Raw genomic sequence first — 23,547 nt, 5'->3', positions numbered from 1 at the left:
AGCCAAGGCCACGGAACGTTTGTGCAGGCAATGCAGGCCTCCTCCCTGCATTGCTGCAATCGCGTGGCGCATTTGTCCGGTGCAAGAGGATTTGCCATAAGGCGGCGTGAGCCTGATCCCCGCCTCGATATCCTCCGCTATGTCCGACCGCGCCAAGATTCTCGGCACGCTCGAGACGCTCGTCATCGGCGCCGCCGGCGGCCTCTTGTTTCTGTGGCTCAACCTGCCGGGCGGCTTGATTTCCGGCGCGATGGTCGCGGTGGGCATCGCGGCGCTGGCGGGGCGGCCGGTCACCATGCCGGCGACCCTGACGCAGAGCGTTTTGGTGCTGCTCGGCATCACGCTGGGCTCACTGGTATCGCGGCAGTTGATCCAGCACATGAGCGCCTATCCCCTGACCATCGGCCTGTTGGCGCTGGCGACGTTCTGCACGACCTTCGGCTCGAGCTTCTATCTGCAGCGCGTACACGGCTGGGACCCGACCTCGGCGCTGCTGGCGGGAAGTCCCGGTGCGCTGTCGCAGATCACCATGCTCGCCGCCGAGAAGGGTGCCGATGTCGCTGCAATCGCCGTGGTGCAGACCATGCGCGTGATCATCCTGACCGCCGCCCTGCCGCTGCTGCTGGCCTTCACCGGCGTTGCGTCGAGTACGCCGAGGGAAGTGGCGAGCCTCATTGCTTCGCCGCTCGAGCTCGCCGTGCTGGCGGCCGCGGCCATCGCGGTCGCGCTGCTCCTGCGGCTCGCCAAATTTCCGGCGAGCTGGATGTTCGGCGCGATGATCGCCTCCGCCGTGCTGCACGGCACCGACGTGATCGAGGGCGGCCTGCCGCCCTGGATGCGCGGCGTGGCGCTGGTCGGCATCGGCGCCGTGATCGGCACGCGCTTTGCGCGGATCAGCAAGTCGACGCTGCTCAGCCACATCAATGCCGGGCTCGGCTCGTTTGCGGTCGCGATTTTCATCTCCGCCATTTTCGTCACGTTGATCATGCTGGCCACCGATGTGCGCTTCGCCGACGTCGTCGTGGCGTTTGCACCAGGCGCGATGGACGCCATGCTGGCGCTGGCGCTCACGCTGCATATCGATCCGATCTTCGTCGGCGCCCATCATCTGTCGCGCTTCGTGTTCGTCTCGATCACCACGCCCGGCATCGTGCACCTGTTCGGCCGCCCGCAGGAGGACGTGGACGATTAGGGCACGCCGTCCCCACACGGACGATGGGCTCCCTCCCCCTTACGCCCCGCAAGGGGGTATCCAGGATCCAGTACGCCGCGGCTTCTCGGTTCAATCATTGACGTCTCTGGAATACTGATCGCCCGGTCTCGCGACATGAACTGCCCAAGGTTTGCTCTCAACCTCCCGCCCTCTCGTTCGAGGGCCGCAGGGAAGACCGGGTGCGCGCGCATCCATGGTCTCGATTTCTGAAAATCAGAAGTGATTCGCCCACGACGCCTTCGCGCCTTTGTCCACTCTTGCATGCACAGGCCAAGCATGGCTCAGCGGCCTCACGACGTCGTGCCTGCCTGATTTCGAGTTCGCTTGGAACGTGGCCTGCGGCCTAACGTTGTACCGCGCCAGTACTAGCTGGTACCGAGGTCGCGCCATGAAGCGCCCTTATTAGCGTTGAACAGTGAGTGGCGCGGCCCCCAATCCAGAACGGAGGAGGTTACGCCATGGATGCATTGCGCATTTCTCGCCGGCAATCGATCGCCGGCCTGTCCGTCGCAGGACTCGCGGGACTGCTTATTCCACCTGCCTATGCCCAGCAGAAGCGCGAGACCACGGGCGTTGGGATCGGCAAGAAGGGAGCAGCGATCGACGACGAGGACATTCTCACCTTCGCGCTGAACCTCGAATACATGGAAGCCGAGTTCTATCTGCGTGCAACGACCGGCAAGGGCATCAGCGATACCGACGCCGGTATGGATGCCGGCAGGGTCGTGGGCGGCCACGAGGCCCAGTTCAAGGAGAAAGCGATCCGCGAGTTCATTGAAGAGACGGCGGAGAACGAACTGGCCCATGTTCGCTTCTATCGCAAGACGCTTGGCCGAAACGCTATTTCAAGACCTGCGATCGACTTCGACGCCGGCTTCAAGGCTGCTGCTGAGGCTGCCGGATTGCCAGCCGATTTCGATCCCTTTGCCGACGACATGTCGGTTCTGCTCGGCGGCATGCTATTCGAGGACGTCGGCGTGACCGCCTATGCGGGCGCGGCTCCCCTACTCAAGAAAAAGGAATTCGTGGAGGCTGCAGCGGGGATACTTGCTGTTGAGGCCTACCACATGGGAATGGCGCGCTCCCAGCTCTACATGATGGGCGAGAAGGCGTGGGACGCCGCCAACGCCATTTCGGATGCACGGGATAAAATTGACGGGACGCCCGAAAAAGAAGACGAGGGGATCAGGATCGACGGCAAAGCCAACTTCGTGCCTTCGACCGCCGACGCGATCGCCTTCCACCGCACGCCGCAAGAGGTGCTGCGTATCGTCTATCTGACCGACAAGGCCGGCGTCAGCAAGGGCGGGTTCTACCCGAACGGAATGAACGGAGAGCTCAGGAGCACCTGACTGCGATACGCACTCTGCCGCACGAATCCAGGTTGTGATCGTGCCGGCATCCGCCGCGCTGGCTGTTCGGACAGCCGTTCAAGCTAGCGTGGCGCCTCGGTATTGCCATCGGGTTTTCCTGTACGGTTCTGAGGCCCTGCGTAAGCAATGCGCCAGACGGTGCCGCCGGTGTCGTCGGCAACGAGCAACGAACCGTCCTTGGCAATGGCAAGCGCGGCAGGTCGGCCCCAGATCTCCGCGCGATGCATGCCGGAAACCCAGAAGCCGACGGCGAAATTCTGGTACCAGCCTTGCGGACGGCCATCCTTGAACGGCACGAACACGATCTTGTAACCGGTTGGTTCGGATCGATTCCACGACCCTTTGAGGGCGACAAAGGCGCCGCCGCGGAATTCGGGCGGAAACTGTTCGCCATCGTAGAACACCAGATCCATCGCCGAGGAATGCGCTTCGAACAGAAGGTCGGGCTTGGTTGAAGCCTTGACCTTGTCTGGTTTCAAATTGGCGAAACCCGGCTGCGGGTGTTGACCGATATATGCGTAAGGCCAACCGTAGAAGGCGCCCTTCTCGACACGCGTCAGATAATCGGGCGGAAGCCGGTCGCCGAGACCGTCGCGCTCCTGAACCACCGCATAGAGATCGCCCGTTCCAGGTTCGAAGGCGAGCGCCGTCGGATTGCGCAATCCCGAAGCGAACGTGACTTGGTTCGCGCCATTGGGATCGAAGCGCTGGATCGTCGCCTTGACCTCCGGTTCAACACCGACGTTTCCGGACGAGCCGACACCGACGAATAGTCCGCCGGTCTTGGGATCAATCGCGAGGTGTCGGTTCATATGGCCTTGAACGATGCCGAACACGCCCTTCCTGGTGATCATTTCCTCGCCAACCACGGCGGGCGAAGGTTTGCGCTGATCCGGCGGCACATCGGCAGCCTTCGTTTGCTCGCCACCACGGCCTGCACGCAATGCGCCAAGCCGGTGCGGTACCTTCCAGATCCCATCCTGATCCGCGACCAGGACGTGATCGTCCCGCCAGGCGAGTCCGTAAGGTTGGTTGAGTCCCTCCGCGTGGCGCTGAATCCAGTCGGCCTTGCCGTCCCCGTCCTCATCGCGCAGCAATGTGAGATAGCCCGCCTTCTGTTCGGCCACGAGCACGTCGCCGTTCGGCAGCACGAGCAGACGCCTCGGATGCTCAAGGCCGGTCATGAAAGCTGTCGTGATGAAGCCTTCAAGGACGCGGGGCGTTTGCCCTGGTGGGGAATGACAAGGGAGCGGTTGCTGACGATCGGGCCGGTCTTCGGGGGCGGCAGGTCCTCCGCCTTGACCGTGAACCGGCGTCCAAGTTCCTGGTCGGGCAAGAGCGCCGGGTCCGCCGGCTTTTCTGCCGGGGGCTGAGCGGCGGGCGCGTTTCTACGCTGAGCCCAGGCTGGTGCAAGCGCGAAGCCAATCGCAACGAGAACTGCCGTAAGGGTCACGAGGCGGGAAGAAGGGATTTTCATTGCGAGCCTCTCATCGAAGTCGAGTCAGGCTTTTCGAGTTTAAGACACTTGAGCGCAGCGCCGCCTTCAGGCTGATCAGTGGTCTGTCCTGATCGTCTTGCTGCCGCCCAGACATTCATTGCTGCGCCGCTGTGGTCGCGGCACCGTCCTGTCAGCGCAGACACCGCCTACGGTGCCGTACGTGTTGGGGGCAGTTCTAGTAACTGCTTCCGCCTCCACGCGCACCTCCGCCGCCGGAAGCACCGGGCGCTCGGCCTCTACTAGCGGCTCGGTAGTGGCGACACCAGCCGTTGGCGCTGATGCGTCCCTCGACGATCGCGCAGGTCCCTCCGCGGAAATTGACGCAGCCGCCGCAGCGCTGGGGTCCATTTGGACTATCGCGATACTGGGCCGATGCTTTGCTGACTTTTCGCCGGCCGCGTATCTCTTGCAGCAGCCCGTCATCTAATGGCAGGGGCGTAATCGGCGGGGCCGCCCATGCCGGCAGCGCCGTCCCGGCAAGTGCCGCTCCACAGAGGGTTTTTCCAATAAAATTGCGACGCGAAATGGATTCCTTTTTCGAGTGCTCGCTCACGGGTGTCCTCCGGGGTTGTGGAGGGACCATTCGCGGTCTTCCAGACGATCAAAACAATTTACTGAGGGACGCGTTGTTCCTCGCATTGCCGAGCTTTCCTTTGCAGCGAGGTCACACAGATCGCTGCTTAAGGCCGGACAGCGCCAAGCGAGGGCCCTTCCACAAAAATCAGGGCAGCCATATTACCTCTTCTTCCCAACTACGCTGTTCGAGGACGTCGGCGTGACTGCCTGTGCGGGTGCAGCGCTCAGGCCGGCACCGACGCTTCTGGGCAATTGGTCAGCCGCGCGGGAACGCCGACGGCGGTGCAGCCGGGCGGCACGTTGTGCTCGACGACTGCGCCTGCGCCGATTTTCGCGAAGTCGCCGACGGTAACGTTGCCGAGAATGGTCGATCCGGCGCTAAGCAGCACTCCCCTGCCGATCTTCGGCGCGCGGTCCGGTTCCGAATGCTTTCGGCCGATGGTGACGTTTTGTAAAATCGTCACCTCATCGCCGATCACGGCAAAGGCGCCGATGATGATGCCGGTGGCGTGATCAAGAAACACCGACGTGCCGATCGAAGCGGCGGGGTGAATGCTGATCTGAAGCTGATCGGCCGACAGGCTTTGCAGCAACAGCGCGAGATCGTTGCGGCTCTGGCGCCAGAGCCAGTTGGAGACGCGCCAAGTCTGCAGTGCGACATAGCCCTTGAAGTTCAACAGCGGCGGCAGAAGCATCATCGTCGCGGGATCGTGAATAGCAATGCTTTGCAGATCGCGGCTCGCCGCGTCGATCAGATCAGGGGAGCATCTGACGGCGTCACGGGCAAGCTCCGCAAAGCGCGCGCGATCCGCTGGAGTCTTGCCGAGCCGCGCGCCGATCTGATGCGATAATGCGCCGCCGAAATCGGGCTGGTCGAGAATGGCTGATGACAGCGCGGCGCCAAATACCGGATCATTTGCGAGCACACCCTCGGCTTCACGCCGGATCGCCTGCCAGAGTTGACCGACTGGTGCAATTTCGTTTGGAATCATCGCGGTCCGCCCGTGACCCTAATGCTGCCGAGGCAATATAAGCCACTTACAAGAACGCGCCAGCCGGTGCGCTGGCGGATATCCGTTCGTGCCAGTAAACGGACTCATCCTCACAGAGAAGTAATCACTCGAAGCGAGCAATGGTCGTTTTTCCGTCGGGGCCGGTAAGCTGGACCGCGCCCTTGACGGCTTCTGGAAGCGCCTCACCGGCTTTTCCGGCAAGCGCACCCGACTCGCTTAGCCGCAGTTCGATCCGTTCCACCTTGCCGCTAACCTGGAAAATAGCGACGCCCCTGAAGCCGGCAGCATTCATCGGCTTTTCGTCGGCGTCGCTGATGAAGATTTCGACGATGTCGCCCTTGGTTACGAGTTCGGCGTGGTAGGGCTTGGCATCGACGAACCGACCGCCATGCGGCCCTTTCGATGAGTGAGCGCCGGCTGGCGAGGCCATCAACGCCATCAGAAGCACAAAACGAATGACAATGGCGTTGTGTCTCATGTGAATTCTTTCCTTCTCGTGTTGCGTCAGTAAGAGTGGGCCGGGGCGGTTCGTTTGCCCGTGTCGTCGGCCTGCCGTTGCAACAAGCGCGCAAGCGGTTTTCTCCCGAACCACAGGAACAGCACCGGCGTCACGACGGTATCGAGCAGTGTCGCACTGACGAGGCCGCCGAAGATCGTCACCGCAACGGGATGGAGAATCTCCTTGCCCGATTCATCGGCGCCAATCAGGAGCGGCACCAGCGCCACCCCCGCCGACAGCGCCGTCATCAAGACCGGCGTCATCCGTTCGAGGCTTCCCCGGACGACCAGCTCCTTCCCGAACGCCATCCCCTCGTGCAGCGCCAGATTGATATAGTGGCTGATCTTGAGGATGCCGTTGCGCGCGGCGATGCCGGTGAGCGTGACAAACCCGACCAGGCTCGCAACCGAGAGCGGCTGATCCGTGATGGCCAGCGCGGCAACCGATCCGATCAAGGCGAGCGGAATGCCGCCCATGATGATCAGCGCCAGCACCGCGGACCGATAGCGGCTGTACAGGATTGCGAAGATCAGGGAGAGCGAGATGAGCGCGAGAATGCCGATGGTCCGGCTCGCTTCTTCCTGCGCCTGGAAGGTTCCTTCAAGGCTTGCGGTCACGCCCGATGGCAGTTTCGCGGCTTGCAGCTCGCCGCGAATTCCCTCGACCAGCTTGGCCATGTCGGCCTTGGCATCGGAATTTGCGAGGATGACGATGCGCCGCCGGCCGTTTTCCCGCAAAATCTGATTGGGTCCGTCGGTCTCCGTGATATCGGCGATCTGTCGCGCCGGTATCCATCCGGTCGGCGTCTTGATCAGGAGATCGCCGAGCTTTTCCGTGGTTCGCAGACGGTCCGGAAGGCGCATGACAACATCGAAGCGGCGATAGCCGTCGACGACGCGCGATATCACGCGGCCGCTTGACAGCCGCGACAATTGCTCGACGACCGCGCCCGGCTGAACCCCGTAAAGCGCAGCGCGGGTATAGTTGACGCGGATTTCAAGCTGGGGAATTCGCACCTGCTTTTCGACCTGGAGGTCCTTGATGCCGGGCAGGCCGGCGATTCGGCTCCGGATTTCCTCTGCCGTACCGCGCAGGGTGTCGAGATCCTCGCCGAACAGTTTCAAGGCGATCTCTGCCCGGACACCGGAGAGCAGGTGATCGAGCCGGTGTGAGATCGGCTGCCCGACGTTGACGGACAGTGGCAGGACAGCGAGGCGCGAGCGTATGTCGGCAACGATGTCCGCCTTCGCGCGATCCGAATGCCTCAAGGCGACATCGAGCTCGGAGGAATGCACGCCTTCCGCATGCTCGTCCAGCTCGGCGCGGCCGGTCCTCCGGCCCACGCTGATCACCTCCGGGACGTCCAGCAGCAGCCGTTCGGCGATCGTGCCGACGCGGTTCGATTCTGCCAGCGAAACGCCGGGATTGAAGGCGAGGTTGATGGTGAACGTGCCTTCGTTGAATGCCGGCAGAAAGGCGCGCTTGAGCTGGAACGCGCCCCACCCCGCCGCCACCACCGCGATCAAGGTCAGCGCCAGCAGAAGCTTCCCGCGGACGAAAGCCGCATCAAGTGCGGCGCGGTTGATGCGCTTGAGCTGTCGCACCAGCCAGCCTTCGCCCTCCGCCATGCGTTTTGCGCCCGGCAGCAGGTAATAGGCCATGACCGGCGTGAGCGTGATCGAGACCACAAGGCTTGCGAGAATGGAAATGATGTAGGCCTGGCCGAGCGGGGCGAACAGGCGCCCTTCGACGCCGGAGAGCGCGAACAACGGCACGAACACCAGCACGATGATCGTCGTCGCATAAACGATGCCGGAACGGACTTCGCTGGAGGCGGCAACGACGACTTCGAACACGCTCCGCGGATTGCCCTGCTCCCTGTTTTCCCGCAGCCGCCGAAAGATGTTTTCGACATCAACCACCGCGTCGTCGACAAGCTCGCCGATGGCAATCGCAAGTCCGCCGAGCGTCATCGTATTGATCGACAGACCAAGAAGCTTGAAAACGATCGCCGTGGTCAGGATCGATACCGGGATGGCCGTGAGCGAGATGGCCGTGGTGCGCCAATTGAGAAGGAATGCGAACAGGATCACCGAAACGACGATGGCCGCCTCAATCAGAACCCGGCCGACATTGTGGAGCGAATTCTCGATGAAGTCCGCCTGGCGAAAGACGACCTCGTCGGCCTTGATGCCGAACGGAAGCGACGGCGCGAGTTCGGAAAGCGCCTGCTCGATCTGACCCGACAACCGCACGGTATCGATGCCGGGTTGCTTTTCGACCGAGACAATGACGGCGGGCTTGCTCATATACCCGGCATCGCCGCGCTTTATCTTGGGCGCGAAGTCGACATCCGCCACCTGACGCATGTAGACCGGCCTGCCGTCGATGGTGGCCACGACGATGCTTCGCAGATCGTCCAGGCTTGTCGTCCGTCCGATATTGCGGATCAGGTACTCGCGGGTGTTCTGGTCGGTGAAGCCGCCGCCGGTATTGGTTCCGAACTGGGCCAGCGCAAGCTCAAGCTGTTCATAGCTCACCGAAAGCGCTCGCAACGCCGAAGGCTGCGGCGCAATCCGGTATTGCCTGACTTCGCCGCCGATCGGGATCACCTGTGCGACGCCGGGGATGGCGAGCAGGCGCGGACGGATCGTGAAGTCGGCGACCTCGCGCACTTCCATGGGCGATGCCGTCTTCGAGGTCACGGCCACGAGAAGGATCTGCCCCATGATCGAGCTGATCGGGGCGATCTGCGAGGTGACATTGAGGGGAAGCTGGCTTTGAACCCGCGCCAGACGCTCGGCCACGAGCTGCCGGTTGCGGTAGATATCCGTGCCCCAGTCGAACTCGACGTAGACGATCGAAAGCCCGATTCCCGAAACCGAACGAACACGGCTGACGCCGGGAACACCGTTCATCTGGGTTTCGATCGGAAATGTGATGAGCTGCTCGACCTCGGGCGGCGCGTAGCCTTCGGACTCCGTGATGACGGTGACCGTCGGGCGGTTAAGATCAGGAAATACGTCCACGGGGAGTTGTCGGGCCGTGTAGGCGCCGAGAACCACGAGCAGGCCGGCCAAGGCGAGCACGAAAAGCCGGTTGCGGAGCGAGGCGCTGACGAGAAGCGAAAACATCAAGACGCCTCCTTCAGCGTACGTGTTCAAGGAGCTCGGCTCCTTGCGAGACGATTCGCTTGCCGGCGGCGACGCCCGACATGATCAGCACCTTCTCGCCGTCGAGCGGCTCCGCGCGCACGCTCCTCGGCGCGAACCGCTCGGGCCCGACATGCTCATAGACGAAGTCCTGGCCGTTCGAGCCGCGGACAAGGCTGGTGCGCGGGACCGCGATTCCTTCTTTCTCCTCCCGCGTCGGGACAAGAACGGTCAGGAACTGCCCCGCCCTCAAGCCGGCCGTATCGCCGACGATGGAAAAATGCACCGGTACCGACTGGCTGCGGTCGGCAAAGCCGGCGCCGCGATATTCAAGGTCGAGGCTCCGGCCCGAATAGGTCGTGGCGCGCGCGCTCGTTGCGCCTTCGATGGTCTCAAAGCTCAATGCTTCGACCCACAGGCGCGACGGATCGACGATATTGAAGACGATCGAACTCGGCTGCACGATCTGTCCGGCGACCGCAGTGCCTTCGGCGATCACGCCGGCCACCGGAGCGACGAGCGCTTCGGGTTCGCGACGGGCCTTCTCGATCGAGGCGCGGCGGTCGCGCAACCCTTCGAGTTCAAGGCGGGCCTCTTCGAGCTGTGTTCGGGACACGGCCCCGCCCGCCGCGAGCTGCTCGTAGCGCGCCACGCGCCGCTCGACGATCGAGATTTGCTGATCCAGTTCACCCTGCCGCTGGCGCATGTCCGACAGATCGATGGCCTGCAAGGGCGGCGTGACGTAGCCCAGAATATCCCCCTGCTTCACGCGGGTGCCGAGCCGGGGAAAGCCGTCCGTCGACGCCGACAGCCGACCACCGACGGATGACTGCACGTAACCGCTGGCGGCGGGGTCCGGAATGATACGACCGGGAAGCTCGGCGACCTTCGGATGACGCGCCTTCTCCGTCACCATCGAGCGCAGGGCAAAGATGCGCTGGACGGACTTAGGAACGAACACCGTTCCATCCGAAAGGCGTTGGGCACGTTCCTCCGAATTTGCCCTGATCGCGACCTGCCCCTTTTCCTCCTCGTGACCGTGGCCTTCATGCGCCCGGCCTTGCTCCACGCTGCCGGCGAGTGCCATGCAAGCCAGGGCGACAATGGCCGCGCGGCGGCGCAGGGCAACCGCCGCGACAAGAAGACCCGCAACAAACCCGCCACCGATGAGCAAAATCGTGCGCGGGTCGGCTGACAATCCGGCCTGCGCAACCGGCGATGCAGATGTCTGCGGTGGCGTTTCGATGCTTACCGGAAGGATGTCGGTCAGGTCCCTGGCCGTGATCGAAACGACAAGATCGGTTCGGCCGCCCTTGGCGAGCCAGGGCGCCGCCAGCCGATAGGCGCCATCCGGCTGCTCGCTCGGCGTGGCAGGCCCGGCAGGCGTCTCAACGACCAGGCTGGCGCCGGTCACTGGCTCATTGGTCGCGAAACGGTCCACATAGATATCGATGGCGTCGCCACGAGCGACCGCAACCAGCTCAAAGTCTGCGGAGGCGGCTTCGCCGCGCGGCGCCGCGCTGACGCTCGCCGGCGGCTCATCGGCGTGGTTATGGCCTTCATGGGCCGATGCAGCCGTTGGCGTGGCGCAGGTCGCAACAACGGCAAAGGCGATGGCGCACGAGATGCGCCGAAACTTTCGAAACATGGCAGTCGTCCTCACTCGAGATTCGTGCCGCGAGAAGCGCCACACGCGGGCGCGCTCACGCGGATTCAGCACTCAGAGGGACGTTCTGGGAGGACGCTCGAAAGATTCCGGGGTGCGGCGTACCCCCGCTTGCGACGGCGGAAAACCTAAGCGCGAGACACTCTGCAGATAAGGAATCAGCAGCGGCGAGGCGCTGGGAAGTCCCGAAGGGCAACACGAGCCGAAGGCCGAGGAGCAGCATCCGCCCACGCAGGGTCCTTCCGGGGGCGCTTGATCTCCATCCTGGTCCAGCTTCGCCTCCGCCGCGGCGGAGAGAGATGCCTGGTGATGGGTGCTTGCCGTCGCAATGGATGCAACACCCGCGTGATGCGCGGCATGATGTTGATGACCCGAATGGGCCTTGGCTGCAGACGGAATGAACGAAAGCACGGCCAAGACGACCGCCATTCCGACCATTCGGTAAATCATCGCAAGCAACATCATTATTCAATTATAGGACGAACGCTGCCGCAGTTACAGCGCGTTTCAGGGTTGCCGTCCACACAAAACAAACCGCCCACCTGCTTCTCGCAGATGGGCGGTTGTATCCGCCGTCAGGCGTCATGGGGGCATCACGCCTGCGGCTGAATGCGTATTTCGAGCTCATCCCTGCTGCGGCTGGTCGTTCGGCGGGGTCGGACGCTGCTTGTGCTGCGCCATGAAGGCGTCGAACTCTTCCTTGTCCTTGGCTTGGCGCAGACGCTCGAGGAAATTCTTGAACTCGACCTGCTCTTCCTCAAGCCGGCGCAGGGTTTCCATGCGGTACTCGTCGAAGGCGCGGTTGCCGCTGGACGGCGGGCCGAATCCGAAGCCGCCAAAGCCGCGACGCTCCATGCGGTCGCGCATCCGGTCCATCTTGTACTGCATCCGCTCCATCTTGTTCTGCCAGCGGTCTCCGTTGCTCCAGCAACCCATTTTTCTGCTCCCTAGTGTGAAAAAGAGAAGGGCAAGCCCGATCGGCCACCAGATGATGAAGCCGAGGATAGTCACCACGATCCAGCCGGGGTGCCAGGGGCTCTCAAGCATATGCGGTCGATAGGTCTGTTCCGTCTGACCGCGCCATCGATTGACATCTGCGGTGTAGGCCATTTCCCTCTCCATGACGGCAATCACGCCGTTGTGAATGTAAATAACATTTACATAATTAAACCGGCCCGCGTTTTTGTCAAGCGGGCGGCTGGGCGCAGCCCGCAAAATTATTTGCGGGTTCCCCAGGGGCCTGAGGGCGCGCCCCCTTCCGGCGGCACCGGCGGCGGGCGGGACGGTTTCTGGTCTGACGGCCGGCGGTCGGTCGGGAAGCCGAGGCCGCGCAGATAAATCAGCACTTCCGCTTCCAACAGCTCTTCCGGCGACATCGGCAATTTGCGGCGCGCGGCGTCGCCGCGGCCGAACAGCGAGGCTATGCCGTGCGACATCGACCAGATATGCAGCGCCATCATCATCGCGGGAGGCCGCGGCATGCCGGGCGGCGCCAGTGCGGCGAGCCGCTCGGCGGCGGCGCGAATGATCGCGAACGCACGCTCGCTGGCAGCCATCAATGCCGGGCTCGAATCGACAGGCACCCCAGATTCGAACATCGCCGAATAGAACGCCGGCTCGTTGCGGGCGAAGGCGAGATAGGCCTTGCCGACCCGTTCGAACGCCGTGACCGTGTCCGGGCGACCGTCGTCCCAGGCCTGCGTCAGCAGCGCCTCAAACTGCTCGAAGCCGCGCTGCGCGATCGAGGACAGCAATTCCTCGCGGTCGCGAAAATGACGATAGGGCGCGGCCGGACTGACGCCGGCCATGCGTGCGGCGTCCGCAAAGGTGAAGCCGGCGGGGCCTTTTTGCGTAATCAGGTCGAGCGCCGCCTGCAGCAATGCCTCTTTCAGATTGCCGTGATGGTAGCCACGCTCGCCGCGGCGGTCCTTTTGCCAACTCATGTTAAAGGCTTTTACATGAGGTGGCCGTAAAGGTCACTTAATTTGAGGCCGTTAACTGGTGTTCATCAAGATTAACGGCGTGCGGGCGGCGCAAATTCCGAGGATTCCAAGCCGCCCGGCCTAACCGCCCGGGATCGGAAGGACCGGCATGATCTCCACGCGCTCGCCGGGAAAGATCGTAAAGTGCGGGTGGTTCTCGAACATCCTTGCGGCGTCCTCATGCGAGCCGGCGCGCACCACCGTGAAGGCGCCCATCTCGTTTGCGACGTCAGCAATACCGTTTGAATCGACCTTCTTGGTCTTGCCGAGCGGGCCACCCATGGCGACGAGCGCCGCCTGGTGCTTTTCGACCCAAGCCTTCCACGCCGCGATTCCCTGCTGCTCCTTGGCGCGCCGCTCAGCCTCGGGCAACGCATTCCAGGCCGCCATTTTCGCATTGGTCTTGCTGCCGAGGAAGACTGCGAGGAACGTATCGTTGGTGCTCATGAGGTTCTCCTCCCTTGCGGTTTGACTGATAGCGATAGGCTGTCGACTTGACGTCGGGCGGAGCCAAGTTACAGCGCCTCCCGGTTCACCGCGCCTTGTTCGCATTTCCCTTCTGCAATTCCTCGAAGCCTTTGGCGGCCTGCTGCACTTCCTCGGAGAAATCGCCGATTTCCTGCACCTGGCGGATTTCGATGATCTCGTTTTCGGAGGCCGGGCACTTCTTCGCCCACTCGATCGCCTCCTCGCGCGACTTCACGTTGATCATCCAGTAGCCGCCGAGCACTTCCTTGGCCTCCGTGAACGGGCCGTCGGTAACGACAGGCTTGCCGGTGGCGAAGGAGACCCGCGCGCCCGTCGAGGGCGGATGCAACCCGTCGAGCGCGATCAGCACGCCGGCCTCCTTCAGCGCCTCGTTGTATTTCATCATCGCCTTGACACGCTCGGTATCGAGCTGCACGTCCGGCGGTGCGGTCTCATAGCCCAGGGGGATCATCAGCATCATGAATCGCATGGTGGGTGTCCTTGTTCAGGTGTCGTCATTCCGGGGCATCGCGCAGCGACGGCGCGCCGTCATTTCTTCGCAGTCTGCGCCCGCAGCCACTCTTCCTGCTCGCGAAGTTCGGGCGTGAGGGCTTCGCCGAAATCCTCGGTCGAAAACACCTGGCGGATTTCGACCTCGTCGCCATCGCCGAACGGCGCGCGCTTCATCCAGCCGATCGCTTCATCGAGCGATTTGGCGTTAATCAGCCAGAAGCCGGCGACGAGATCACCCGAGAGCGGGAACGGACCGCGGCTGGCACTGCCCTGCCCGCCTGCATACTTGATCCGCGCACCGTTCGAGGTCGGATGCAGGCCCTCGCCTGCTTCCATCATGCCCGCCTGGACCAACTCCTCGTTGAATTTGCCCATCGCCGCCAGTTGTTCCGTAGTCGGCATCACGCCGGCTTCCGAATCCTTGTTTGCCTTCACAATCACCATGAATCGCATCGTCATTCTCCGTGTTGATCTTCTTGGGCCGGCCACTTGCCGCGTCGGCCTTCGTCAACAAGACGAGCGGGCTTTTACGCCGCCGACATGTCCTGCAAAATTATTTCGGAAGTAATTTGACCAGCAGGCCGGTCAATCGTCGATCGCCTGATAGGTCGAGGTCCAAAAGTCGGTCATCACCCGCGGCGGCTGCGGCGATTCCATCATTCGCTGGGTCAGCACGATCCCGGTGAGGCCTTCGCTGGGATCGGAATACCAGGAGGTGCCGTAGCCGCCATACCAGCCGAAACGGCCGGGCGTATCAGCGAGATCGTCACGCCGCGTGAAGACCGACACACCAAAACCCCAGCCCCTGTTGTCGCCAAAAAACAGTTCGGAACCCTGCTTGTGCTCCGAGGTGAGCTGGTCGCTCGCCATCAGTTCAACGGACGGACGGGAGAGAATGCGCTCGCTGCCGAGCCGGCCGCCATTCAGCATCATTTGCGCAAACGCGTTGAAATCGTCCGCAGTCGATACCAATCCGGCGGCGCCATTCTCGAACACCGGCGGGCTTGCATATTTGCCGGTGGCAGGATCATCGAAGACTTTCAATTCGCCGCTCGCTTGATCCCGCGCATAGGCGGTCGTGAGCCGGTCGCGCTTTTCCTTGGGCACGTGGAAGCCGGTGTCTTTCATGCCGAGCGGCGCGAAGATGCGATCGCCCAGGAATTTTGCAAGGCTCATTCCCGCGACGCGCGCGATCAGCACGGAGAGGATTTCGCTGCCGCTGTTGTAGAGCCAGCGCTCGCCGGGCTGATAGATCAGCGGCAGCGTGCCGTAGCGGCGCATCAGTTCGTCCGGTGGAAACGAGGGAAATACCGGCCCGGGCGCGAAGCCCGCTTCCGCAATCGCCTTCTGGATCGGATAGCGATCGGGAAATATCGCAATCATGCCAAGGCCGAGCCGGAAGGTCAGCAGATCACGCAGCGTGATGGCGCGTTTCGCCGGCACCGTGTCGTCGATGGCTGCGTCGATCGCACGCAGCACCTTGCGGTCGGCTAGTTCTGGCAGAAAGTCATCGACGGGATCATCGAGCCGCAACTTGCATTCCTCGACCAGGATCATCGCGGCCACCGCCGTCACCGGCTTGGTCATGGACGCGATGCGAAAGATGCTGTCGCGCTGCATGGGCGTGCCGCCGATTGCCATGCTGCCCATGACATCGACATGAATTTCGCCGCGGCGGCTGACCAGCGCCACCAGACCGGGAACACCGCCGTGCTCGACATGCCCCGAGAGGATCTCATGCATACGGCCGAGCCGCGATCCCGACAGTCCACCGGCATCTGAATTTGTCGGCATGGCCCATTCTCCTCTCGAGATTGCAACCACGACGATCCGGCCTGCCTCTTGCCGACATGGCAGACGATCTGGCGCGTGATTTCTATAGCTGTTGCCTGACGAACTTGCCGTCCTGGTAGGTCGCGCCGAAATAGACGTCGATGCGCTTCACCTTGTCGCCGTCGAACACAAGGAACTCGGTGTTGCAAAAACTCTTTCCGCCCTTGGCCGTGCAGCGGTAGGTCACAAAGGCTTGATCGCCTTCGACGAGAATTCGCTCCAGCTCGTGCCGTTCGATCCAGTCGCTGCTCTGCCAGCAGCGCGCGAAATAGGTCGCTTTATCGATGTTGTCATCGAACGGACTGGTGAAGCGGAACTCCTCGCTGAAGGCATTCTCGACGAACTCGCGATCGTTGGACAGATAAGCTGCGAAGATCTTGCGGATCGTCTCCGCCCTGTTTGCTTCGGCCATTCAGCACTCCTTTAAGGCTCCTTGGGCACCATCTGAAAATACGGCTCGGCTTCCTTCAACACGCGCGCGACGGAGGGACGCGCCTTCAGCCGCTCGAGATAGGCGCTGAGGTTTTTCTGCGCTTCGCCGAACGGCATCGCCATGTTGCCGTAGAACAATGACGGCACTGCCGCGCAATCGGCGAGGCTGAAATCCTCGCCCATCGCCCAGCCGCCGCTTTTCATCTGCTGCTCGATCATGGCATAGGAAGTGTGTAACTGCGCCCGCGCCTCCTCGATGCCGTGCGGGTCCTGCCTGCCCTCGGGTCGCAGCCGGTCCGTCACGATTTTCTGCATCGGCATATGCACATAGAAATCGTAGAAGCGGTCGCGCAGCCGAGTCTGCAAGGCGCGGGCGGGATCTTCGGGAATAAGCCGGACTCGGCCGCGATAGTATGAATCGAGATATTCGACGATGATGCTGGATTCCGGCACGGTCTGATCCCGCGCATCGTCGCGCAGCACCGGGAACTTGCCGATCCCCCACAGTTTCAGCAGCGCGGCGCGCTCGGCCGGATTGCCGAGATCGACGAGATTCGGCCGGAACGGAATGTCGTTCTCGTAGAGCGCGATCAGCGCCTTCCAGCAGAACGAGGCCAGCGGGTGGAAGTGCAGTGTCAGCGACATGGAAACTCCGGTTTGCCTTTGCAAGACGATCTGCGCCTGGTGATGCCGACATTTATGGCGCCGGCACGTAGCGCAGGATCACGATGCCGGTCGACAACGGCCGGCTGTCGAGCAGCTTCAGCTTGAGCTTTTCCCCCGGCTTGAACAGCGGCGTTCCGCCGCCGAGGATAACGGGGCTTACCGCGATACGAAACTCGTCGATCAGCCCGTGCGGGATCAGGCTGCTGGCGAGATCGGCGCTGCCGAACAGAAACATGTCCTTGGCGCTGTCGCGCTTCAGCCGCGCGACGGTCTCCGGCACATCAGCGCGGAATATCTGGGTGTTGTTCCAGTCGGACTTCTTCACCGTGCGCGAGAAGACATATTTCGGCGCGGCATTCATGAAGTCGGCGACCTCGCCGGTCGCGCTCGGCCAGTGGCCCGCCATCAGCTCATAGGTGACGCGGCCGAACAGCAATCCACCGGCGGCGTTCAACTGCACGATCGACAATTGCGCCAGTTCCTCGCCCCAAACATCGGAATGCCAGGAAATGTCGCGGTTGGGGCCTTCAACGAAGCCATCCAGCGTCATCAGGTTCCACATGATCAATTTCGCCATTGCGATCTCTCCTAAACTGATTGCGAATTGCAACTGGTTGCAGGATGACCAAACTGGTGCGATATTGCAAGCAGTTTTTTTGAGGGCGCCTTGGCGCCCGCCCTGGAGACGACCATGACCGATGCCCACCAGCGCTCCGGCTGCCCGATCAATCTTTCGCTGGAAGTGCTCGGCGACAAATGGAGCCTTTTGATCATCCGCGACATGATGTTCGGCAACCGGCGGCATTTTCGCGAGCTTCTGACCAAATCGGAGGAAGGCATCTCCTCCAACATCCTCGCCGACCGGCTGAAGACCCTGCTCGAGCAGCGCATCATCACCCGCGAAGACGATCCCACGCACAAGCAGAAGGGAATCTATTCGCTGACGGAGCAAGGCATCGAGCTCTTGCCCGTTCTCGCGCAGATGGCGGCCTGGGGTTACAAGTATCTACCCGTCACCGAGGAACTCGGCATCCGCGCGCGGCTGCTCAGCGAGGGCGGACCGAAGATGTGGACCGAATTCATGGACGAACTGCGCGAGAGCCATCTCGGCGCAAAGCGGCGCAGGCGTAGCGGTCCTTCGGTCGGTGAGCGACTGCAGGCAGCGTATGAAAGCGTCGTGAACGGAAGATAGCCCAGGTTGACGGGCCGCATGCTCGTCAAGCCGGCGTGGCGCGCGGGGACATCTTAAGATCAGCATTACGTCGCGATGTGATCCGTCATATTACGGAGAACAGCGTTAACGCATTCTTTTTGCCTTCCGGTCAAACGTAGGAAAGCAATGAGGCTCGGGTAAACCGGACGACGGCCTCAACATCTTACCGCCATTTGGATGAGGCCTTCGGTGTTTCAGTTTCTCAGGAGTTCCTCGACAGACAAAGCGCTTGCCGACGCTCTCGGCCGCTCGCAGGCCGTTATCGAGTTCGGCATGGACGGCACGATTCTCACCGCCAACAACAATTTCCTCAAAGCTCTTGGCTACTCGCTCGGCGAAATCAAGGGCAAGCATCACAGCATGTTCGTCGATCCATCGCAGCGCGACAGCGCGGCGTATCGCGACTTCTGGACGGCGCTCAAGCGCGGCGAATGCCAGGCCGCCGAATACAGGCGGATCGGCAAGGGCGGCAAGCAAGTCTGGATCCAGGCGACCTACAACCCCGTGCTCGACGGCAGCGGCAAACCTTGCAAGGTCGTGAAGTTCGCGACCGACATCACCGCCCGCAAGCTCAAGGGCATGGAGGATGCCGGCCAGATAGCCGCGATCAACCGTACGCAGGCGGTCATTGCGTTCGAGATGGACGGCACCGTCGTCACCGCCAATGACAACTTCCTGAAAACGATGGGCTACACGCTCGCCGAAGTCCAGGGCAAGCATCACGGCATGTTCGTCAGTCCGTCGGAGCGCGACAGCGCCGCCTACCGGCAGTTCTGGGCGAGCCTCAACCGCGGCGAAAGCCAGCAGGCCGAGTACAAGCGGATCGGCAAGGGCGGGAAGGAAGTCTGGATTCTCGCCTCCTATAACCCCGTGCTCGACGAGAAGGGCAAGCCGTTCCGGGTGGTGAAATTCGCCACCGACATCACCAGCCAGAAAGTTTCGACCGCCGATCTCGCCGGCCAGATTGCCGCCATCGGCAAGTCGCAGGCCGTGATCGAGTTCAAGATGGACGGCACCATCATCGGCGCCAACCAGAACTTCCTCAGGACGGTCGGTTATGCGCTGGACGAGATCCGCGGCCGGCACCACAGCATGTTCGTCGAACAGACGGAGCGCGACAGCGCGGCCTATCGTGAATTCTGGGTGGCACTCAACCGCGGGGAATATCAGGCGGCCGAATACAAGCGGATCGGCAAGGGGGCTAAGGAGATCTGGATCCAGGCGTCCTACAATCCGATCCTCGACCTCAACGGCAAGCCGTTCAAGGTGGTGAAATACGCCACCGACACCACCGCGCAGGTGCTGGTCCGCATGGGCAACGAGCGCGTGCGCGGCATGATGGAATCGGTGGCGGCAGGCGCCGAGGAACTGAACGCTTCGGTCCGGGAAATCTCCGAAGCCATGACCAAGTCGCGCGAGACGGCGGCGACCGCGGTCGGGCGGGTCGAGGCGGCCGACGCCCAGGCGCAGCGGCTGAACGAAGCGGCGCAGGCGATGAGCGGCATCGTGGAACTGATCGGCAACATCACTGGCCAGATCAACCTGTTGGCGCTCAATGCGACGATCGAATCGGCGCGCGCCGGCGAGGCCGGACGCGGCTTTGCCGTGGTGGCTTCCGAGGTCAAGAACCTCGCCACCCAGGCCAAGCAGGCGACCGACAAGATCGGCCAGGAGATCGGCAATCTCAACGGCATCTCCGGCGACGTCGTTGGCGCGCTCGACAGCATAAAGAGTGCGATCCAGGGCGTCAGCGAATATGTTACCGCCACCGCGGCCGCAGTCGAGGAGCAGAGCACGGTGACCGGCGAGATGTCGGCCAACATGCAGCGCGCCGCCGCGGAAGCGAAGGCGATCGCGCAGCGCGCGGGCAGTTAGATACCACCATCGAAATGCGTCAGGTACGGGACAGCCGCCCGTACCGGATTTGCTATGCCGGGGCTCGGCCGGGCAGCGCTGAAGTCTGCATCACTGTCGCCGGGACATGCGACGGGGCCTGGGTTATAGGAGCGGGAAATCTTCTCTCTCGCAAACGGACCCGCCCATGCCTCCCTCTCCGCAAAAAGTTGCTCTCGTCACCGGCGCCGCGCGCGGCATCGGGCTTGCGACGGCGAAACGCTTTGTCGCCGAGGGCTGGCAGGTGGCGCTGCTCGACATCGAAGGCGAATTGCTGCGCGGCGCGGTCGCCGGCCTCGCCGACCCCGACAATACGCTGGCGCTGCATTGCGACGTCTCCGACGGCAAGGCGGTGGCGAACGCCGTGGCGGCGGTGAGCGAGTGTTTCGGCCGGCTCGACGCGCTGGTCAACAATGCCGGCATCGCGGTGTTCGCGCCGCTGCTCGACACCTCGGATGACGACTGGAACCGCATCCTGCAGGTCAACCTCACCGGTCCTTTCCTGTGCACCAAGGCGGCGGCGCCATTGATGCGCGAACATGGCGGCGGCGCGATCGTCAACGTCACGTCGATCTCGGCAGTGCGCGCCTCCACGCTGCGCTCGGCCTACGGCACCAGCAAGGCGGGGCTCGCGCATTTGACCAAACAGCTCGCGGTCGAATTGGCCTCGCTCGGCATTCGCGTCAACGCCGTGGCGCCCGGTCCGGTCGAGACCGCGATGGCAAAGCAGGTCCACACGCCGGAAATCCGCGCCGATTATCACGACGCCATTCCGCTCAACCGCTATGGCCTCGAGGAGGAACTGGCGGAAGCGATCTTCTTCCTTTGCAGCGATCGCGCTAGTTACATCACCGGGCAGATCCTCGCCGTCGATGGCGGTTTTGATGCCGCCGGCATCGGTTTGCCGACGCTGCGCGGCCAGCGGCGGAACGGGTAGTTCCTCAGTGGCTATGTTGCTCGGAGTGCGGATCAGAGCCCAGTAAGAATGAACTTGGCTGGCGGCCCATCATTGCTGGATCGAGGAGGCAGGTCGTTGTTCAGTGCGCCGCGATGCAGCAACACCGTCCTTTCCAGCGGAACATCCGATCTCATGCTCGGCGTTCCCAGTGCGAACGCCGTCACGAGCAGTAGAACGCCCGCGCAGATTATGCTGAGGAAAAGATGATCCATCGGGCCTCAACGAGGAGCTGCACTATTCGTTCCGCGACTGCGCGGACCGTTTTCGATGGAGTAACGCTGAGCTTCTCAGCGCCCGTAAACGGGCGGAGGCGAAGGGTCCGGTCCCGCGTTCGCTCGTGAAAGCCACGGTGGACGCGTCATTTTGCGATTCCGCTGGCGCGCACTCGCCTGCCACGCCGGGATGGCAACGTTTACCGAGGCCGGCGTCTTCAGCGCAGACGCTTGACGAAACCTTGCCACTTATCTCAGGGTAACTGTGCCAGGAGGGCCGTGCTGACGAAGGAGCCCCACATGGGAATGGCACTCATCAAGCTCATCGTTGTCGCCGCCGCGCTGTTGGCGGCAATCGTGCCGGGGCGGGCCGAGATCCGCATTCTCGCCAGCCCCGGCGGACAGGTCGGGCCGTTTCTCGAGCTGTTCGAGCGCGTGCGCGAATCCGGCGAGCGGGTGGTGATCGACGGGCCATGCCTGTCGGCCTGCACGCTGGTGCTGATGACGGTGCCGGCCGAGCGCATCTGCGTGACGCGCCGGGCGGTGCTCGGATTCCACGCCGCGCGCTCGATCGACGGCCGCGGCCGGATCTATGCCGAGCCGGAAGCCTCGCGCGCCGTGCAGGCAGCTTATCCAGCGCCGGTGCGGGACTGGATCAGGAGCCGCGGCGGCCTGACCTCGCGGCTGTTGCTGCTGCGCGGGCGTGACCTGGCGGCGATCTACCCGCGGTGCAGATGATTTGTAGGGTGGGCAAAGGCGCTCTAGCGCCGTGCCCACCATCGTCGTTGCGGCAAGCATGGTGGGCACGCTTCCGCGTTCGCGCGTTGAGCTACGGCGGACAAGTCGCTTTGCCCCATCCTACCAAATCTACATATCTTCCTTCGGACAGTTCACCATCCAGGGAATGCCGAACCTGTCGACGCACATGCCGAAACCGTTGGAGAAGAAGGTCTTGCCGAAAGGCATCCTGACCGTGCCGCCTTCGGCGAGCGCATTGAAGCGGCGTTCGGCGTCGGCGGGATCCTCGACCGCCAGCGCAACCGACATGCCCTGCGGCTGATGGTAATCGCCGGGCGTCGCGTCGGAGGCCATCAGCAATTCGCCGTCGATGGTGATGCGGGCATGCATGATCTTGGTTTTCCAGTCCCCTGGGACCGGCATATCGGCGGGCCCCTCGCCATACGGCATCTTCGCCTCGATCTGGGCGCCCAACACCTTCTGATAATAGTTCAGCGCTTCTTCGCAATTACCGTTGTAGAACAGATAGGGATTGACCTGCATCGGTGGCTCCTTTGGTTGTCGATCAGTCGCGTCCGCGGCGTTCCCCGGATGCTGCGCAGCACGAAGTGCTGCACGCGTCCGAGACACGATAGTGTCGGCGACATTGTCGCGTCGCTCATTTCTCGGTGAGCGTCTTCAGATTGGCGAGACCGGCTTCGAAATCCCTGCCGATCATGCGATCCAGGTTCATGAACACCTGCATCAGCCTGGACATGAAGTTCGCCGGACCATGCATCAGCCATGTGACATGGGTGCCATCGCCCTGCGGCAGCATTGTGAACTCGGCGGTGTTGTGACCTTCGAACGGCCTAAAGAAATCGAGCTTGATGACGATTTTCGACGGCGCGAGGGCCTCGAGAATATCCATGCGGCCGGAACCGACATTCTTGTCGCCGTCCCAGGCATAGACGGCACCCTTGCCGCGCTCCGCACCGCTATAGGTGCGGTTCATCGCCGGATCCTTCTCCTCGTAGGGCGACCAGCTCCGCCACTGCTGAAAGTCGGAGATCAGCGGAAATATCCGCTCCGCCGGCGCCTTGATGCTGACGGCGCGCTGCACCCGTAACGTATTCGGCTTCGTTGCGGCGAGAACGAGCACGATGGCGACGGCAATCGCCAGTATGACGGCGACGACGGCAATGACTTCCAGCATATCGGGCTCCGTGAACAATTGGTTGAAGCTAATCAGCGGCGAAGGGGGATCAAGCTGCGCAGGTTCTTGTCGCGCAGCCACAGCCCGCCCCACAGCATCAGGCCGAGATAGAGCCCGAACAGCGTGTGCGTAAGCAGGGGGCTATCGATCCGCACATGCGAAGCAATCGCGCCGCCGAGATAGCCGGTGAGCAGGATCGCCCCTAAGATCGAGGTCGGCGGAATGGCGTAGAGCACAGTGCAAACGATGGTGATGGCGCCAAGGCCGCGCATCAGCGCGTCGCTCGATTCATAACCCATTCTCTCCATGGTTTCGGTGACGACCGGCCACGGCACCAGCTTGATGGCGCCGTCGATCATCAGGAACAGGATGACGAGGCCAGAGAGAATGCGGCCCATCCAGCGTGCCGGATTTGAGACAGGCGCGGTCTCGGCGATGACGGTCATGATCGGTC

Annotated in this window: 24 protein-coding genes; 6 read left to right on the top strand and 18 right to left on the bottom strand. The window is 62.6% G+C overall.

Going from position 1 to position 23,547, the window contains the following annotated elements; all coding sequences use genetic code 11:
- Positions 1-106 precede the first annotated feature (106 nt).
- Together CQ13_RS10425 and CQ13_RS10420 are read left to right on the top strand one after the other, a co-directional pair.
- On the top strand, positions 107-1,192 hold the full coding sequence (locus CQ13_RS10425; protein ID WP_430649675.1) for an AbrB family transcriptional regulator: 1,086 nt from the start codon (positions 107-109) through the stop codon (positions 1,190-1,192).
- 479 nt (positions 1,193-1,671) lie between these two features.
- A complete protein-coding gene (locus tag CQ13_RS10420; RefSeq protein ID WP_082637403.1) occupies positions 1,672-2,565 on the top strand; it encodes a ferritin-like domain-containing protein in 894 nt (297 codons plus the stop codon).
- An 83-nt stretch (positions 2,566-2,648) separates the two neighbouring features.
- On the opposite strand, the gene CQ13_RS10415 is transcribed toward CQ13_RS10420, so the two are convergent.
- The 15 genes from CQ13_RS10415 to CQ13_RS10345 form a co-directional block, all read right to left on the bottom strand.
- Positions 2,649-3,770, bottom strand: coding sequence for a PQQ-dependent sugar dehydrogenase (locus CQ13_RS10415; RefSeq protein WP_057842815.1), 1,122 nt, complete (start codon positions 3,768-3,770; stop codon positions 2,649-2,651).
- A gap of 489 nt (positions 3,771-4,259) precedes the next feature.
- A complete protein-coding gene (locus CQ13_RS47060) occupies positions 4,260-4,667 on the bottom strand; it encodes a twin-arginine translocation signal domain-containing protein (protein WP_082637402.1) in 408 nt (135 codons plus the stop codon).
- A 217-nt stretch (positions 4,668-4,884) separates the two neighbouring features.
- The gene (locus CQ13_RS10405) at positions 4,885-5,652 is read right to left on the bottom strand and encodes a serine acetyltransferase domain-containing protein (RefSeq protein ID WP_057842813.1); all 768 of its coding nucleotides are present in this window, start codon (positions 5,650-5,652) and stop codon (positions 4,885-4,887) included.
- A gap of 124 nt (positions 5,653-5,776) precedes the next feature.
- Positions 5,777-6,151 (bottom strand): hypothetical protein, encoded by a 375-nt coding sequence (locus CQ13_RS10400; RefSeq protein WP_057842812.1) that lies wholly within the window; start codon positions 6,149-6,151, stop codon positions 5,777-5,779.
- Positions 6,152-6,177: 26 nt separating this feature from the next.
- Positions 6,178-9,306, bottom strand: a complete 3,129-nt coding sequence (locus CQ13_RS10395; RefSeq protein WP_057842883.1) for an efflux RND transporter permease subunit — start codon at positions 9,304-9,306, stop codon at positions 6,178-6,180.
- 13 nt (positions 9,307-9,319) lie between these two features.
- Entirely contained in the window at positions 9,320-10,972 is a 1,653-nt protein-coding gene (locus CQ13_RS10390; RefSeq protein WP_057842811.1) for an efflux RND transporter periplasmic adaptor subunit, read from the bottom strand.
- Between the two features lie 642 nt (positions 10,973-11,614).
- Positions 11,615-12,100: a DUF2852 domain-containing protein gene (locus CQ13_RS10385; RefSeq protein ID WP_057842810.1), complete on the bottom strand. Its 486-nt coding sequence runs from the start codon at positions 12,098-12,100 to the stop codon at positions 11,615-11,617.
- A gap of 107 nt (positions 12,101-12,207) precedes the next feature.
- Positions 12,208-12,933, bottom strand: coding sequence for a TetR/AcrR family transcriptional regulator (locus CQ13_RS10380; protein WP_057842809.1), 726 nt, complete (start codon positions 12,931-12,933; stop codon positions 12,208-12,210).
- 120 nt (positions 12,934-13,053) lie between these two features.
- A complete protein-coding gene (locus CQ13_RS10375) occupies positions 13,054-13,419 on the bottom strand; it encodes a hypothetical protein (protein ID WP_057842808.1) in 366 nt (121 codons plus the stop codon).
- Positions 13,420-13,504: 85 nt separating this feature from the next.
- Positions 13,505-13,930, bottom strand: a complete 426-nt coding sequence (locus CQ13_RS10370; protein ID WP_057842807.1) for a YciI family protein — start codon at positions 13,928-13,930, stop codon at positions 13,505-13,507.
- A gap of 59 nt (positions 13,931-13,989) precedes the next feature.
- Positions 13,990-14,406 carry a YciI family protein gene (locus tag CQ13_RS10365; RefSeq protein WP_057842806.1) on the bottom strand — a complete coding sequence of 139 codons (417 nt, stop codon included), beginning with the start codon at positions 14,404-14,406 and terminating at the stop codon, positions 13,990-13,992.
- 132 nt (positions 14,407-14,538) lie between these two features.
- Positions 14,539-15,747, bottom strand: a complete 1,209-nt coding sequence (locus CQ13_RS10360; protein ID WP_057842805.1) for a serine hydrolase domain-containing protein — start codon at positions 15,745-15,747, stop codon at positions 14,539-14,541.
- 82 nt (positions 15,748-15,829) lie between these two features.
- A complete protein-coding gene (locus tag CQ13_RS10355) occupies positions 15,830-16,198 on the bottom strand; it encodes a nuclear transport factor 2 family protein (RefSeq protein WP_057842804.1) in 369 nt (122 codons plus the stop codon).
- A gap of 11 nt (positions 16,199-16,209) precedes the next feature.
- Entirely contained in the window at positions 16,210-16,863 is a 654-nt protein-coding gene (locus CQ13_RS10350; RefSeq protein WP_057842803.1) for a glutathione S-transferase family protein, read from the bottom strand.
- A 52-nt stretch (positions 16,864-16,915) separates the two neighbouring features.
- The gene (locus CQ13_RS10345; protein WP_057842802.1) at positions 16,916-17,461 is read right to left on the bottom strand and encodes a dihydrofolate reductase family protein; all 546 of its coding nucleotides are present in this window, start codon (positions 17,459-17,461) and stop codon (positions 16,916-16,918) included.
- A gap of 114 nt (positions 17,462-17,575) precedes the next feature.
- On the opposite strand from CQ13_RS10345, the gene CQ13_RS10340 reads away from it, so the two are divergent.
- The 4 genes from CQ13_RS10340 to CQ13_RS10320 all read left to right on the top strand — a co-directional run bounded on the left by CQ13_RS10340 (position 17,576) and on the right by CQ13_RS10320 (position 21,898).
- A complete protein-coding gene (locus tag CQ13_RS10340) occupies positions 17,576-18,076 on the top strand; it encodes a winged helix-turn-helix transcriptional regulator (protein WP_057842882.1) in 501 nt (166 codons plus the stop codon).
- Between the two features lie 210 nt (positions 18,077-18,286).
- Entirely contained in the window at positions 18,287-19,972 is a 1,686-nt protein-coding gene (locus CQ13_RS10335) for a methyl-accepting chemotaxis protein (protein WP_430649674.1), read from the top strand.
- A gap of 166 nt (positions 19,973-20,138) precedes the next feature.
- A complete protein-coding gene (locus CQ13_RS10330) occupies positions 20,139-20,927 on the top strand; it encodes an SDR family NAD(P)-dependent oxidoreductase (protein WP_057842800.1) in 789 nt (262 codons plus the stop codon).
- A gap of 539 nt (positions 20,928-21,466) precedes the next feature.
- Positions 21,467-21,898 carry a hypothetical protein gene (locus CQ13_RS10320; protein ID WP_245309123.1) on the top strand — a complete coding sequence of 144 codons (432 nt, stop codon included), beginning with the start codon at positions 21,467-21,469 and terminating at the stop codon, positions 21,896-21,898.
- A 129-nt stretch (positions 21,899-22,027) separates the two neighbouring features.
- Here the strand turns inward: CQ13_RS10320 and CQ13_RS10315 are convergent, their stop codons facing one another.
- From CQ13_RS10315 to CQ13_RS10305, 3 genes are all read right to left on the bottom strand, one after another.
- Positions 22,028-22,441 carry a VOC family protein gene (locus CQ13_RS10315; protein ID WP_057842798.1) on the bottom strand — a complete coding sequence of 138 codons (414 nt, stop codon included), beginning with the start codon at positions 22,439-22,441 and terminating at the stop codon, positions 22,028-22,030.
- A gap of 115 nt (positions 22,442-22,556) precedes the next feature.
- The gene (locus CQ13_RS10310) at positions 22,557-23,093 is read right to left on the bottom strand and encodes an SRPBCC family protein (RefSeq protein ID WP_057842797.1); all 537 of its coding nucleotides are present in this window, start codon (positions 23,091-23,093) and stop codon (positions 22,557-22,559) included.
- A 32-nt stretch (positions 23,094-23,125) separates the two neighbouring features.
- Entirely contained in the window at positions 23,126-23,539 is a 414-nt protein-coding gene (locus CQ13_RS10305) for a DoxX family protein (protein WP_057842796.1), read from the bottom strand.
- Positions 23,540-23,547: the final 8 nt, after the last annotated feature.

This window comes from Bradyrhizobium retamae (assembly GCF_001440415.1).
Classification (GTDB): Bacteria; Pseudomonadota; Alphaproteobacteria; order Rhizobiales; family Xanthobacteraceae; genus Bradyrhizobium; species Bradyrhizobium retamae.
This window is presented reverse-complemented; position numbering and strand designations above follow the sequence as displayed.